Source organism: Desulfitobacterium dehalogenans ATCC 51507 (genome assembly GCF_000243155.2).
Classification (GTDB): Bacteria; Bacillota; Desulfitobacteriia; order Desulfitobacteriales; family Desulfitobacteriaceae; genus Desulfitobacterium; species Desulfitobacterium dehalogenans.
Genome location: NC_018017.1, coordinates 801,686 through 817,004, shown reverse-complemented (window position 1 = coordinate 817,004; position 15,319 = coordinate 801,686). Strand labels below are relative to the sequence as shown.

At 47.7% G+C, this 15,319-nt stretch carries 13 protein-coding genes; 1 reads left to right on the top strand and 12 read right to left on the bottom strand.

The window, feature by feature from the left end:
* Positions 1-158: 158 nt before the first annotated feature.
* The 6 genes from DESDE_RS03850 to DESDE_RS03825 all read right to left on the bottom strand — a co-directional run bounded on the left by DESDE_RS03850 (position 159) and on the right by DESDE_RS03825 (position 6,476).
* Positions 159-1,643, bottom strand: a complete 1,485-nt coding sequence (locus DESDE_RS03850) for a methyl-accepting chemotaxis protein (protein WP_014792730.1) — start codon at positions 1,641-1,643, stop codon at positions 159-161.
* A 23-nt stretch (positions 1,644-1,666) separates the two neighbouring features.
* Positions 1,667-3,040, bottom strand: coding sequence for an acyl-CoA carboxylase subunit beta (locus tag DESDE_RS03845; RefSeq protein ID WP_050981800.1), 1,374 nt, complete (start codon positions 3,038-3,040; stop codon positions 1,667-1,669).
* A 68-nt stretch (positions 3,041-3,108) separates the two neighbouring features.
* Entirely contained in the window at positions 3,109-3,825 is a 717-nt protein-coding gene (locus tag DESDE_RS03840; RefSeq protein WP_242831392.1) for an ABC transporter ATP-binding protein, read from the bottom strand.
* Positions 3,819-4,625, bottom strand: a complete 807-nt coding sequence (locus tag DESDE_RS03835) for an ABC transporter permease (protein WP_014792727.1) — start codon at positions 4,623-4,625, stop codon at positions 3,819-3,821. The genes DESDE_RS03840 and DESDE_RS03835 overlap by 7 nt, the downstream gene beginning before the upstream one ends.
* An 80-nt stretch (positions 4,626-4,705) precedes the next feature.
* Positions 4,706-5,776 (bottom strand): ABC transporter substrate-binding protein, encoded by a 1,071-nt coding sequence (locus DESDE_RS03830; RefSeq protein ID WP_014792726.1) that lies wholly within the window; start codon positions 5,774-5,776, stop codon positions 4,706-4,708.
* 31 nt (positions 5,777-5,807) lie between these two features.
* Positions 5,808-6,476 (bottom strand): N-acyl homoserine lactonase family protein, encoded by a 669-nt coding sequence (locus DESDE_RS03825; RefSeq protein WP_014792725.1) that lies wholly within the window; start codon positions 6,474-6,476, stop codon positions 5,808-5,810.
* Between the two features lie 81 nt (positions 6,477-6,557).
* On the opposite strand from DESDE_RS03825, the gene DESDE_RS03820 reads away from it, so the two are divergent.
* Positions 6,558-7,529, top strand: a complete 972-nt coding sequence (locus DESDE_RS03820; protein WP_014792724.1) for an oxamate carbamoyltransferase subunit AllH family protein — start codon at positions 6,558-6,560, stop codon at positions 7,527-7,529.
* On the opposite strand, the gene DESDE_RS03815 is transcribed toward DESDE_RS03820, so the two are convergent.
* The 6 genes from DESDE_RS03815 to DESDE_RS03790 are packed head-to-tail and all read right to left on the bottom strand — an operon-like array spanning position 7,493 to position 15,312.
* Positions 7,493-8,665: an MSMEG_0565 family glycosyltransferase gene (locus tag DESDE_RS03815; protein WP_014792723.1), complete on the bottom strand. Its 1,173-nt coding sequence runs from the start codon at positions 8,663-8,665 to the stop codon at positions 7,493-7,495. The genes DESDE_RS03820 and DESDE_RS03815 overlap by 37 nt on opposite strands.
* 12 nt (positions 8,666-8,677) lie before the next feature.
* Positions 8,678-10,255, bottom strand: coding sequence for an acyl-CoA synthetase FdrA (gene fdrA / locus DESDE_RS03810; protein ID WP_014792722.1), 1,578 nt, complete (start codon positions 10,253-10,255; stop codon positions 8,678-8,680).
* Positions 10,256-10,267: 12 nt separating this feature from the next.
* Positions 10,268-11,689: a YlbE family protein gene (locus DESDE_RS03805; RefSeq protein ID WP_014792721.1), complete on the bottom strand. Its 1,422-nt coding sequence runs from the start codon at positions 11,687-11,689 to the stop codon at positions 10,268-10,270.
* 15 nt (positions 11,690-11,704) lie between these two features.
* Positions 11,705-12,664 carry a carbamate kinase gene (gene arcC, locus DESDE_RS03800; protein ID WP_014792720.1) on the bottom strand — a complete coding sequence of 320 codons (960 nt, stop codon included), beginning with the start codon at positions 12,662-12,664 and terminating at the stop codon, positions 11,705-11,707.
* A gap of 29 nt (positions 12,665-12,693) precedes the next feature.
* On the bottom strand, positions 12,694-13,845 hold the full coding sequence (locus DESDE_RS03795) for a (Fe-S)-binding protein (RefSeq protein ID WP_014792719.1): 1,152 nt from the start codon (positions 13,843-13,845) through the stop codon (positions 12,694-12,696).
* A 12-nt stretch (positions 13,846-13,857) separates the two neighbouring features.
* The gene (locus DESDE_RS03790; protein WP_014792718.1) at positions 13,858-15,312 is read right to left on the bottom strand and encodes an FAD-binding oxidoreductase; all 1,455 of its coding nucleotides are present in this window, start codon (positions 15,310-15,312) and stop codon (positions 13,858-13,860) included.
* Between the last annotated feature and the right edge of the window lie 7 nt (positions 15,313-15,319).

Sequence of the window (15,319 nt, the reverse complement as noted above, 5' to 3'; positions counted from 1 at the left end):
TTTAAAACTTATTTTAAAGTCTGATAGAGTCTATTATAGTCCCACATTGAGCCAATGCTCAAGGACAATCCTTCGAATTTCTCCATAATTGCTTACACCTGAGTACAGAGAATGGCCGAACTATGGATTCGGCCATTCTTTAAGACGCTTTAACACACTTAATTTTCGAACTTGGAAACAATTCTTTTCAAATCTTCTGCCATGGTGGCCAGAGCTTCACTGGAGGAAGCGATTTCTTCCATAGAAGCGGATTGCTCTTCCGTCCCAGTTAAGATATGACTGACTTCAAAAGCAATCGCATCGGTGATAGCATTGACTTCATCCATAATACTGACCACATGTTGATTGGCCTCGGAGCTGAACTGGATTTGTTCTACAGTCTTTTCTATTTCAGAGGACATTTCCTCGATCAGCCCCTTGATTCCTTTAAAGGCCTCTCCCGCGTCGTTAACCACCAGGGTCCCTGTCTTGACTTCTTTAATCCCGTCATCCATTGCTGAGATAGCGTTTTCAGTCTCCGTCTGAATAAGTTGGATCAAGTCGGCGATTTGAGCCGTGGCCTCTGTGGATTGTTCAGCAAGTTTGCGGACTTCATCAGCCACAACAGCAAATCCACTTCCTGCTTCTCCGGCCCGTGCAGCCTCGATGGCCGCATTGAGTGCCAGAAGGTTGGTTTGGGACGCAATTCCCCCGATCGTATCTACAATGCCTGAGATCTGAGTCGAATTTTCACCGAGGATCTTAACCACTTCCGCCGATTTGCTCACCGTCTTCTCAATGCTGTGCATTTGGTCGATAGTGCGCAGTATACTTTCTTCCCCTTTATTTGCTGAATCCGCCACCTCACGGGATTTGCCGGCCATTTGCTTGGAACTTTCTATCATCGTCGCCATCGTGGCAGAAACTTCACCCACCGCTTGAAAGGCATCACGAACCAGTGCTTCCTGGCGGGTTGTCCCCTCCGCAACCTCACTGATCGAACGAACAATCTGTTCAGAAGTCTGAGCGGATTGGTCCAGCCCCTGATTCATTTCCTCAGCGGTAGCCGCCACATTATCGGAAGATGCCTTAGTCATAGTAACCACTTCATTTAAATTATCGACCATACGATTTAAGGACTCTCCAAGTTCACTGATGCTATCCATCCCTGTAATGTTAAACTTTTCCACCGATAATTTTCCTTGAGCTATCGCTTTTGCCGTTTCTGACATAGGGGTGATTCTCTTCGTGATCCGGTGATTGATATACAGGGAAGATAGTATTGAGGTCAAAAGAATAGCGATATAACCAAGGATAGTAAACCATAGTTCTCGATTTTGTTCGGCATTCAATTCCACTTCATAGTTCGCGATTTTTTGTTCGATATCATCCACATAGTTCCCCGTCCCAATAGCCCAGCCCCAAGAATCAAATCCCGCGGAGTATGAGCGTTTGGGCAATGGAGTCTGAGAGGGGTCTACATCTTTGGGGCGTGGATAATAATACTCTGAATAACCCCCTTCAGGTTTCCGGGCATTTTCCAGAAAAGTCTGGACAAAGTAATTCTCTTTGGCATCCTGAAATTCCGTACGCAAGGTTCCCGGTGCAGTACCTCCTACACCTGAAGCGATAAAATAGCCATCATATGTATCTGCCCAGAACATAACTCCGGATCTTGGTTTATCCTTTAAACCGCAAGCTGTTCTCTTTTCCTAAGCTCTTCGATCGCTTCAATCAGCTTCTGCCGGGTCTCATAGGGCTCTATTACCTCATCGATCACTCCATGAGAAAGGGCTAGTTCCAGATTCGCTTCCATTCCGCGGCTCAGGCTCCTCTCCAGAGACTCCGATGAAGCCGAATCCTTCTTCAACAGATTCACCGCAGCTCCAATTCCCATCACGCCGATCTCTGCGGTTGTCCAGGCATAGACACGTGTTGCTCCGATAGCTTTTGAATTAAGAGCGATATATGCTCCCCCAAATGCCTTTCTGATAATCACCGTGATTTTGGGTGCCGAAGCTTCTGCAAAAGCCTTGACGATATCTGCTCCATATCTGAGCAGCCCACTGGATTCTTGCCGGACTCCCGGCATAAAACCAACTGTATCTTCAAGGAGTATAACAGGAAGATTAAAATTGGAACAAAGCCGAATAAAGCAGGCAATTTTTTCGGAGGCATCGACATCCAGTGCTCCAGCAAGATGTTTCGGTTGATTGGCAATCAATCCACAAGCAATACCATTGAATCTCCCGAAGCCAATAATCGTATTCTTTGCATACTGCTTCTGAATCTCTATAAATGATTCATTATCCACGATTTTCTCGATGAGCTTAAGCATGTCATAAGGCTTATTCGATTCCACCGGCACAATGTTTTTTGGATCTGAATATTTAGGTGAAATGCCCGATACCATCCGTGGAGATTTTTCACGGTGATTCTGTGGCAAGTAAGAAAGCAGCCTGCGAACATCTTTAATGGCAGACTCCTCATCTGAGGATTCAAAATGGTTAACCCCGCTCACTTTTCCATGTATCTTTGTTCCCCCTAATTCTTCCGCAGTTGATCTCTCGCCGGTAATTGCCTGTACAACTTTAGGACCTGTGACAAAAAGTTTGGATTTTTCTTCAATCATAAATATAAAGTCTGTTAATGCCGGACAATAAGCTGCGCCGCCGGCACAAGAACCCATAATAACCGAAATCTGAGGTATCTTTCCTGATAATTTCACATGGTGATTAAATAACTTTCCAACGGCATCCAGCGCTAGAATACCATCTTGGATTCTGGCTCCAACCGAATGATAAAAACCAACTATGGGAACACCATCATTTAACGCCATATCCATGACAGCGATGATTTTATTGGCATGAGCTGAATCAATAGAGCCTCCTCTGGTCTCAAAGTTTTGGGCAAAGGCGTATACCCGCCGGCCATTCACCTTCCCAAGCCCGGTTAGGACATTGGTTTCCGGCATACGCTCTTGCAACTCAACAAAGGTACCTTCATCCATTAATTTATGAATAAGCTCAAGGGGCTTAACCCGGGCTATATCCTTTTCCATCCATAACTCCTCCACCTGTTCGGGGTTTAGCACTCTCAATTCTTTCTGGACATTTTGTTCAAATAGAGTTACTCGCCCAACAGCGATAAAACATGCTTGCGAATCAGACCAAAGGATCTTTCTGTACGGTCCCGGGGTCGTTCCATGGTCACCTCTATTTCTTCCACAACTCTCCCCGGTTGTCCGGAAAGAACGATAATCTTATTACCAAGGTATACTGCCTCATCAATATTGTGGGTTACCATCAAAATCGTGGGTCTTAAACGTTGCCATAGGTCAACCATATCACTTTGAAGTTTATTCCGGGTTCGGGAATCCAAGGCTGCAAAAGGCTCGTCCATGAGAATAAGCTTAGGTTGGTAAACCAAGACCCTGGCCAACGCAGCCCGCATTCGCATTCCCCCTGAAAGTTCTTTGGGATAATAATTTTCGAATCCCTTGAGTTCCACCATTTCCAGAGCATCATGAACACGCTGCTTTGTTTCCTCAGGGGGCACTCCCCTAAGATTCAGTCCGAATGCCACATTTTGTGCTGCTGTGAGCCAAGGGAAGAGCGCCCCTTCCTGAAAGACATAACCACTATCCGGCTTGGTTCCTGTCCGGCTTCCGTTTAAGCATATCCGCCCTCCTGAAGGTTGAGTAAGACCCGCTGCAAGCCGCAGGAGTGTAGTTTTGCCGCAGCCACTGGGTCCGGTCAGGCAGGTAAAGTCCCCTTCCTGAAGATTAAAGGAGATCCCTTCCAGGACGCTTTTCCCATCTATTTCTTTATATACATTCTCTACCATGAGTACCAACGTGCTATCCTCCGCCCAATCAAGCTTATTCCTTCATTCATCATAAAGCCAACGATCCCCACACAAAGAATGGCGATCATAATCTCACTCATCCTTCCCCCGATAGTGTAGAGCGACCAGATATAAGCACCAATCCCCATACGCCCGCCGACAAATTCCGCCCCGATAATACACATCCAGCCTACCCCCAGCCCGCTTCGAATACCAGAAATGACTGCTGGGACCACAGAAGGCAGGAGGACTTTGCATAGAATCTGTCTCTCATGTCTGGCCCCTAAGGTCTGGGCAGCCTCGATAAGGATGGGATCCACGCTTTGGACCGCGTGGGCTGTGGCAGTAAAGCTGGGGAAAAAAGCTCCTACGAAAACAACCATGATCTGTACCCAGAGGGTAGGTTGAGGCATCCCGGCAAATAAGATATATCCTACCGGAATCCAAGCCATAGGAGGAATAGGACGGCATAAACTGATATACACATTGAGAAAACGGCTCAGGCCACGAAAATATCCCATCAAAATTCCTAAAGGAATAGCAACGATAAAGGCTGAACCTGCTCCCGCCAGAAGTGTAGTTAAACTGGTTCCCAGCATTTGGAGCAGGGTCAAATTATAAAGAGGATCCCCCTCTAGGACTAAGCCCGCAAACTTCTGACTCAGGATATAGGGTGAGGCGACGAACTCTAAGTTAGCTGAAATTTGCCAGATAGACAGAGCAAAGAGCCCTGCGGCTATTCCTTCCCAAGGGGGTAATTGCATCCTCTTTATGTTCTGATCCGTGGTAAGCCGACTCATTCTGTCCTCTCCTTTAGGTTTCTCCATTGTCAACAAGGTCTGTTCCTTCCTAAGACGTTGAAGGCTGCCTGACTTGTTTTTTACTTAGCTTGGAGTTTCATAGTGTTATTCCGGGCGACCAAATCCAGTATATAGCTCTGAACCGTCCCAAGCCCTGGAATAGCTACCGTTTTACCCTTTAGATCACTAATGGATTGGATATCTGAGCCCTTAGCCACGACGATAGCAGAGCCTTCATCATTAGCACCCGCAATCCCCCGAAGGGCAATTCCGTCATTGAGCTGTTTAAGAACGGCTGGAGCCACGCCGAGATAAGAGGCATTTAATTCCTTCACCTTGAAGGCTTCCATGACAGCAACACCGTTAGCGTACCCCTTAAGCTGGAGATTCTGTCCGGGGACCAGACCTACTGCCTCATAATAGCCTTCTTGAGAAGCAATGAACATCGGAAGATGGTGAAGATCCTGATTGATATAACCTAAAGTAATTTGTTTTCCGCTGACTGACGGCGGTACCCATGAGGGATTCATCTCTAATTCAGCGTTGACCCGCTCCACGTAGTCCTTATTCATAAAAGCCTGGAAGAAGGCTTCATCGTTTGCATATCCCAAGGCAGCAGGTTCCTTGACCAAGGTTCCGTTTTGGCGCATGGCTCCCAGGAAATCTGCTAACCGTTCCCGATCCGGAAAGCTCACATATTTCGTATAGGTCAATGCTTCCACTACGGATTCTTTGTCTCTCCCTGTAAAATCCATAGCATATTGAAGCATTTTTTCATGGTTGTTGCCATCATTGATGAAGTTGACGGCTTTTACATTGGCCCAAGCTAAGGCCAATGCCAAATCCTCGTCTCCTTCAGTTCCTGCCAGTGCTAAGATACAACAAGGATGCTCTGCAGCGACTTCACCTGATTGCATAAGATAACGTCCTGTTCCTTCCGTGACAGCTTGAGCATTATTGGGCTCCCAGGCGACGAAGGCGTCTATCTCTCCTGTGCTTAATTGCTGCAGCATGTTAGCCGGCGAAGTCTGTACATAATAGATGGTTCCCTGTTCTGACTTCGTTCCATTGACTTGATCTCTTTGATCTTTAGTGGCACAGCCACTGAGCAGCAATGTGACCATGAGAACAGCTGAGATCACCTTTTTCATTCTCTTCCCCTCTTTCTCCATTTGTAAACTATTAAAGAATAACCGCTTCTCCTCTGACTAAAGGATCATGGCTGGTCAAGATCACCGTCTCCCTTTCTTCGCTTATATCTCTTAAACGTTCCAGAGACTGTAAGGCCTCTTGGCGATCCTCCAGAATCAAGGGCGGATTTAAATCAATAAGATTATTTGGCCGAAAACAGGCATCCCCAGTCAGAAGTACCTGCTTGTTATTTCCCCGGACCAGCATGGAACGGTGATCAGTGGAATGGCCTGGGGTTGGCAGCAAAAGAATCGAACCATCACGAAAAAGATCATAATCTCCCCTATGTCCTTGCCAGATACAGTGTGCCTCAGGGATTAGGGTATTCCCCCCGGCGTGATCGGGGTGATTATGGGAATTCGCAATGATGGAGATATCCTTATGTGAATAACCCTGCTTCTCAATTTCTCGAACCAGGCCCTCACTGTTCCCTTGCTTTGCCCTAAGCCCGGGGATAAGCTCCATGATTGTGGAACCAGACCAAAGCCGGGGCGGAAGCCCAGTATCAAAAAGGATCATGCCTTGAGGATGAAGAATCAGAAAGGCAAAAACCGGCAGTTCCAAGATAGAGTCTTTAGGGCTTCCCGTAAATACACTGCGGTTAAACTGCAATTGTCCACAATTCAAAGGAATTACCATTAAAGCTGAGCTACTCACCATGTGATCACCTCTCCCATTTACATCCCTTGAATAAATTGTTACCATAATAAAAACGTTACACTATTCAAGAAGGTGTCATCTATGAATTCTGATCTCCTGTCGGCATTGAGCATAGGGCCATTCGTGCTGGATTATTTGCGTGGGTCCAGGGATAAGGGTAGGGTACACTCTGTCTTTCATCGGGTGATTAATATTTTCTGGACAGATGGTTTATGGAGCATCTCTCGTAGTGACGTCAGTAATGGTCCAGCAAATGTCGTCACCAATCTGCCGATTTCATTGGACTTTACCCTTTATGGAATCGAACCTGGAACTTGGGTTTGTTTTGAGAAGAACAAAGAATTACTCCTTCTGGGTCGCCTCTCTATCTCCCTGGAAAAGGCAGCTTTTTGGCACCCCCCCTTATCTCAGAATAATTCCCTACTTCCCAGTGCCTTGATCAAGAACAATCTATCGGAAGTGGAAAGCTGGCTCCGCCTTTCCCCCAGATCCCCAGGTCTGGCTAAACTCTTCCCTCACTTAACTACCTTAGTACAGGGGAGCTTTTCCCTTCCCCACCCTGCAGATCCTGTTGTTCTTCTTGCGGGCCAATCCATTAGTCGCCTCGTGAAGGGGATTTATTCTTCTGACAGAGCCATGATTGAAGAGGGGGCTTGTTCACTGATAGGACTGGGCCCTGGACTTACGCCCTCAGGGGATGATTTCTTAGCCGGCCTTCTGTTAAGCTTGACAGCGGCCAAAAGAGCATTTTCTGTAACCTCTGCCGCCGCCTTACTCTTTGCTCATAAGGTTCTGAGTGATATTATTGTGGAGCATTCTCCAAGTCTAACCAATGAGATCAGCTCTCAAATGCTCTTCTTAGCATCTCAAGGCACCGGCAGTGAGCTTATGGAGAATATGGTGTGTGCTTTGTACTATGGGCTCCCCAAAATCACTCCTGCCCGGACAGCCCAAGAATTATGTTCTGTAGGAGCCAGTTCGGGCTTTGATCAACTTTTAGGGATTCTTTTGGGGGCTCATTTATTGGTTTGGGCGCCTTCCAGGATCTCATAGTAAAATTGTTCATGTTTGCGGGCTGTATCCTCCCAACTAAAGTTGGATGCGGTCATAAGCCCGCCGCTAATCAGTCGGCGTCGCAAGTTGGTATCCATGATCGTCTCGATCATTGCTGCTGCAAACTGTTCTGCATTGTCCGGGTTGACGAATAAGGCATCTTCACCGGGGGTCAGGAATTCATGGAAAACGGGTATATCCGACACGACAGTTGGAGTCCCCGATAGAAGAGCTTCCAGAGCGACCAGCCCCCAGCCTTCTTGAACAGAAGGGAAAGCAAAGCAATCCGCAGCCTGATAAATCAGTGGGACTTCCTCTTCTTTTAGTACGCCAAGATTAATGACATCTTCCCCCATCTTCAGGTTATAGCCCTCTACCATTTGAAAGAATTCCTGACGATAGGCCTGATAATCGAACAATGTTTGTCCACCGCCGATGACCAAGACTGCCTGTTTTCCTGATTCTGCAAAATATTTCCGCACATGGGCGAAGGCCGAAAGTAGCTTCTTGGTGTTTTTACGGGGTTCAATTCCCCCAATGGTTAAAAAGACCAATTTATTTTCCAAGCCGAACTTTACCTTATGCTTCTCTCCCTTTTTTACTGGGCTAAAGCGTTTTGTATCTAAACCATTGTGGATGATTCCAGCCTTTACCCCATACTCCGCAGCCAACCGTTTCTGCCAAAATTCACTGACGGCGATATGAGCATCAGGACGAAGAACGGACTTATTCTGACAGTCAATTAAGACCGGAGATGTGAAATCGTCCAGATGATGAACGGTACGGACCAAGGGAAAATCCGCTCCACTTAGCCGGTAATTGGCCAGCGCATTAGCGGAGATGCAATCCTGGGCATGATAGATGTCAAATCCCTCTGCCTTTCCGCCCACAAAGTAATCTGTATAGGTCTGAATATACGCTTCAATCTTGTCATCGAAGTGCTCGGGCAAGGCGCCAAATCGAATAATTTCATGAGGAACCTGAGGGGTGCGGAAAAATCCGCCCCCTTCTTTTTTATCCAGAGCGATGATTCGCACTTCATGCCCTCGTTTTGCAAGATTCTCAGCTAGACAAAGAGAGTGAACGACACCACCTCGTGGTTTGGTTGAGTACGTGAGAATTGCAATTTTTAACATTGGGCTAGCCTCCTAATGTGCTGAATCCCTTGCCACCTTAGCTGCAGTGTAAGAAGCCAGCAAAGCTGCGTGGGCATTGGTCGGGAGAATTTCCACCCCGCATTCCTGAAGTTTTTTAATCTGTTCTTCCTTTCCTTGAGGGTCTTTATCCGTGCCGCACACATAACCGATGAATTGAATGTTACGCTCATTGGACTGGGCAAGTACCTGAGCTTCTTTAATGACAGGCACTAATTCGGCAGCCGGATCAGGATTGGATCCATAACCCAGGACCACATCCAGTAAAATGACTGCCGTTTCCGGATCAGCGGCTTCGATTAGAATACGCTCATTGCGTAATTGGAAATCAATCATGGGGTGTGGGCGCCCTACCGTGAACTCATCTTCACCCAGGTCAATACAGGTATTTTCCGAGCTAAACAGGGAATCTCTCAGTTTTTGTTCCGGTTTTAAGGGGACATTGGAATTGACAGGGCCAATGATCTTTTCCATGAGAAGCATGGCCTCATAACACAAGGTACCTCCGGAAAACAAGCCCCTAACATATTTTTGTGACGGATTAAGGTTATGAGCCAGATCCTCGGCCCTCATGACGATATCCATCTCGATTTTGGGAATGTCTTCTTGCCAGGCATAAGGATTGGTGCCATTGGCAAGTGCAACGGCCATTGCCGCCGCTTCTTCCAATGATCCGGCAAAATATTCATTGGCGGTAGGATTATCCGAGGCTTCTCCGCCAAGAAGATTAACCACCACAGGCTTTTTCATCTGAGCAATGGTCTCACGGACCTTAGCCATAACGGCCTGTGCGGGGGGTTTGGAGATAAGGACAATGACCTCTGTAGCCGGGTCTTCATCCAGGCGGCGCATGACTTCCAGGAACATGAGTCCGCCGACTTTTTCCTTCAGATCACGGCCTCCAACCCCAATGACTTGGGAGCAACCGCCGCCCCAACGTTCGATTTGAACAGTGACCTCTTGAACCCCTGTACCGGAAGCCCCGACAATCCCGATGTTGCCGCGGTTGATGACATTGGCGAATCCCAGGCAAGCACCATTAATAATGGACGTACCGCAATCCGGCCCCATCATGAGCAGACCCTTCTCCAGAGCCATTGTCTTCAGTTCGACTTCTTCCTCAATGGTTACATTGTCGCTGAAGAGGAAGACATTCACCCCTTTGGCTAAAGCCTTGGCTACTTCGATTTTGGCAAAAGCACCTGGTACAGAGATGGTAACCATATTGGCCCCTGGCATTTCTTCCAGGGCCAACTCTAAATTTTTGGCTTTTTGAGCTTCTGCCTTTCCTGAACCGGTGGATTCGGTAAGGGCATTTTCTGCTGCCTGAAGTGCTTCCTCAGCCACTTCCGGCGTTTCTCCATCTACTGCGATGACCAAGTCATTCGCTCCGGCGGCAGCCGCCTCAGGCCCCAGCAGTCCAGCCATTTCCATAACTCGTTTATTGGCGTCGGTGGCCATCATGACGGACGCATTGACAACCCCGGCAATCTTTTTTAATTGGCCGGAAATCCGCATTAAGCGTACTGAATCTTGGTAGCTGTTTTTCTTGACACTATTTTTGACACTCATCGTTGCCCCTCCTTATTGTTTGGTTGACATGGTTTTTGCCATAGCCAGCACGGCTTCCTCGAAGATACTGATGGGGGCGCGTGCTACTCCTGCCCCGATCTGCCCAATACCTGCTTCCTTATGAATAACACCCGTATCGATAATGGGTACGATTCGGGATTCAACCACTTTGCGGATATCAATTCCAGTAGGTGAACCGGCAAAATCCATATTAGGAATAGCAAAAGTCTTGTTGCGGCCATGGGCGATCGAAGCCATTTGTTTATTCAACTCAATAGCATCTTTCACTCCCCCGCCGACAAACGATGCAATGGTGGGAGCGCAGGCAAAGGTCATACCGCCAAAACCTACGGTTTCGATAATGGCACTGTCTCCGATATCCGCTACTGCATCCTCCACACTAAAACCGGCATAGTATAGGCAGTCATCCAGTGCAGGCGCAGCGGTGATAAACCATTGATTACCCATCCCGCCCACTCGAATTCCAAAATCCGTACCATTCCGGGTCATAGCGGTAACGATGGTGCTGTTGGGCACTCCATGAGCGGCATCCAAAACAGATTTCGAAGCAGCCATAGCCAAGTTTAAGCTGAAGGTATTATTGCGGGCCATAAAACGCACCATATCGGCAATATCCTTGCCGTCCACACCGGCTTCAGCCATGAGAGGAACAAGCTCCTTGATCACTAAAGCGGTGGTTGCCTGGCAGCGAACATGGACTTCGTCTCCCATGGATAATCCTTGGGCAACCAGATTGAAGACATTGATGGTACCGCTTTGCTTATCCAGAGCTTTTTTCACATTAGGACCAAAGACATCTCTGAACCAAGTCAAACGCTCAACGGTACTCTCATCAAAATCCCCGTACCAGAGTGTCACTCCTTTTCCTTCATTTAAGGTAGAGTAAGCCCGATTGCCAAAGGCCCTGTTCTCAACAACCCATACAGGCATGGAGGGTGAAATAATTCCGGTCATAGGACCTACCGCATTATGAAAATGATTGGGGGAGAATTCGATTTCATTGTTTTTGATCAGTTCCAGGGCACTCTCCCGATCCTTTGCCCAGCCTTCAAAAACAATGGCTCCAAGCACCCCGCGCTGTACCCCTGGGCACATCCGTTCCCAGGTTAAGGGCGGGCCTGCATGAAAAATACTCCGCGGACCCATCCCAGGGATAACATCCTGAGCACGCTCCATACCGATTAAAACAGGTTCACCCTTAAGAATCTTTTCGATGGTCAGATGATTGGCTTTCTCCACTTCAGCGTTCTCGATCACTTTAAGAGCATTGATTAATTCCGTATTTCCCCCCGCCGGAATCTGCCAGTCTACCAGAACGGTCTCTACCTCCTGGGTGATTAAGTCCTCACCAAAGGAAGGTAAGCCGATGTTAATGGTTTTTAATTTTTGGGAAAACAACTCATACGTAGCCATATTTTTTCCTCCTCACTATTGAGCATCCGGGATAATATAAGTACCGCTTTGCCCTTTCAGAGCATCCTCTAACTTTTCAGCTGAAGTAATTAAGACTTCTTTCCCACTGCTCTTGATGAACTTTAACGCTGCGGCAATCTTCGGTCCCATGCTGCCTGGCGGGAAATGTCCTTCAGCCATATATTTTTCCGCTTCTGAAACGGTGATTCTATCTAACAACTTCATATTGGGCTTACCAAAATTGATGGCGACTTGAGATACCCCGGTAAGGACAATATAAAGATCTGCACCAATTTCTTCTGCCAATAAACTGGAAGCCAAGTCCTTATCGATGACAGCCTCCAGGCCTACGAATTCATCATTCACTCTAGCCACTGGAATCCCACCCCCTCCGCAGGCGATGACAATATTCCCGGCTTGGGCCAATTCCCTGATGGCTTTGCTCTCCATGATTCTCCGTGGTTTCGGTGAGGGAACCACCCTGCGGTACCCCCGCCCGGCGTCCTCGATGATTTTCCATCCTTTGGTTTTTTCCATCTCTTGGGCCCTCTCGGCAGACATGAAGGACCCAATGGGTTTGGTAGGATTCTCAAAGGCGGGATCTGCAGGACTCACGGCAACATTGGTGAGCACGGTAACTGTATCGACATCGACATCGAGCCGTTTAGCCGTCCGTCGCAATGCGGTTGTTAAGATATAGCCAATGGTTCCCTGAGTTGCTGCCACGCAGGCATCCAACGGCTGCATGGGCACCTTTTCTGAGGACTCCTCGTTTTGCACTAAGACCTGACCTACTTGAGGGCCATTGCCATGAACTAAAATGACATCATAACCATTCCGGGATATTCCGATGATGGATTCTGCAGCCGCATCGGCATTCGCCTGTTGCTCCTCAAAGGTTCCTTCTTGTGTCTCTGGCAATAAAGCATTTCCCCCGAAGGCCACTACAGCTATTTTCTTCTCACTATTTACCAAGATCTTGCTCTCCTTCATCTATACAAAATTTAAATATCAAGACCCATAGATTCCACGACCAAAGCCGTAATGTCTTTTTGCACCAGGTCTTTATGAGAAGCCTCAATGGCTTGAGATAGATTGGTCTTGCAGAATGGACAGCAGCTGGCCAGAATGCCGGCACCCGTTTCTTCAGCTTCATCCACACGGGATATTCCGATTCCCATAGCCACATCAGGCATACCTGCTTTCATGCCGCCCCCGGCGCCGCAGCAGCGGGACTCCTCACGGACAAAGTCCATCTCGATCAGCTCCACCCCGGGAATTGCCCTGAGGATATCCCGAGGAGCAGCATATTCTCCAGCATGCAGCCCTAGATGGCATGGATCATGATAGGTTACTTTTTCATGGATGGCCCTTTTAAACTTAAGCTTACCCTCTTGAATTCGTTGGGCCAGGAACTGAGTGATGTGCATCATCTTAAAAGGCAGCTCTTCCCCGGTAATCACCGGATAATCTCCACTAATGGTTTTGAAGCAGCCTGTACAGGAAGCCACAACAATCTCCGCTCCTGTATTCTTAAGAGCTTCTACATTATGGGCTGCGATTTCTTTAATTTGGCTTCGTTGTCCAGTCCGCAGTAATACAGAACCACAGCACCATTCATCTTCTCCCAAAACTGCCACATCTTCGCCTAAGGCTTGGAGTATCTTCATGGTATCCTGAGCCAACTGCTGCATCCGGTAAGAAGAGGTACACCCTACATAAAATGCTATTTTACCCTTCCTCTTCAGCTCCACATTAATGTCTTTCGCCCAATCATTTCTGGCAGAAGCCGGTTCACGATAGGTATTGTGGCTTTCCTCTACAGATGCTCCGATTTTCTTATGAGGTTCCAGAGGACCAAGTTTGTCCTCAACCAGCCAGGAGCGTACATCTTCCCAGATCTCTACCAAGGGCAAATCTGTCTGACAAACTTTCTCGCAGCGACTGCAGGTGGTACAAGCGTAATAACGCTCTTTAACCGTATCGCTGGGTTGTACATCCTTTTCAATCAAAAGTTTAAGAAGATGCATTCTTCCCCGAGGACCATAACTCTCCCATCCGATTTGTTCGGATATGGGGCAAATAGCTGTACAAAATGCACAGGACGCGCAGGTATAGATATGATGTTCAATAGATCGCAGTTTTTCTTGTAGCATTATTGTCTCCCCCTATTTGCCATACTTTACAAAAAGGCCCAACCCAAACATACCCAGACCGTAAGCGAACTTAGGAAGAGCTATCTTAAATCGGGTCATACAGTGAATCGCCTTGCCAGGGTTCATGACTTTACGGGGATCAAGCTCTTTTTTGAGCTGAACCAATTCGTCGAATCTCTCCCCATGGATCTCCTTGGCATAAAAGGCATTGAATAAACCTGCACCATAGGGTACTCCACCTAGATCAATACTCATATCATTTAAGTCTTTAACCAAGGACATCATCGTCAAATAACGGAATTTCTTTCGTTCATCACTGAGCACCTGAGGCATAAACAACATCTCGTTAACACCGAGAGTCCCGTGAATACCAATGGTGATGTTCTTATTTTCCGCCAATTCATTAACCCGTCTGACCACTTCCGTTAACTGATCGATTGGGGCGCTGAATTCCCCGCCGAGAAGATTGGGTCCGGCACTTTTATGGCGCATAGCATAATAACGACCCGCCCATTCTTCCTCTGCAATCTCTCGGGATAATTCCTGGCCCCCATGAGTGATCATGATCTTACGCAGTTCTTGGATATCGGAGTCTAAGGAAGCCCCTTCTCCCTCCAAGACCACAGTGACTAAGTTTTTAGCTGGTGGAACATGAAGCCCGGCTTTTTTCTTAAAGCCAAGCATACCTTCATCTTCGATCAGCAGGAAGAAGGGTTTAAGTGCCGCACTTTCTTTAACTGCCCAGCAAAGCTTGGTTACTTCGTTAAAATTAAAGCTGAAGGGTTCTTGCCGTGCAGGAAGAGGGCGGACTCTCAGCGTCACCGTATCATAGATAGCCAGGACTCCGTCACTGCCGATGAAATCTTGCACTTTATATTGAGAAGCTGCCACGGATTCAATGTATTCCCCTGAGGGTAGAACTACCCCCAGATCCACTACCGTATCTGCCGCATAACCATACGCGGGGGAACCAATTCCCAATCCGCCTTTTCCCAGCCCGACTCCGCCATTGCCCAACCAACCGCCCACGGTGGCCGAGGGAGCGCTGGTAGGGTAGCAATATAAAGTGAGTCCCCGTTTTTCTAAGTATCTTAAGACATTATCCCAGATTATTCCTGAACTGACCTTCACTGTCCTGTTTGCCTCATCCAGGGAGATAATCCCCTTGCGTGCCGTCATATCCACAGAGATTCCGCCCCAAACGGGGTAGGACCCTCCCATCATGGTTGTGGAACGTCCCCGGGGGATAAGGGGGACCCCATTGGCAGCTGTAAATTTCACCAACTGCTGAACCTGCTGAGAAGAATTCGGACGCACAATGGCATCGGGCATGGTCTTGAAGAACAACCCGAAGATCTTCGGCACAGGGGCCATATCATGGGCATATTGCCTGCGTTCAATATCAAGAGTTGATACCGAATCCGGGCCGAGGAGCTCGGTCAATTGGTTTTCTAATGCTTTATTCATAATTCAC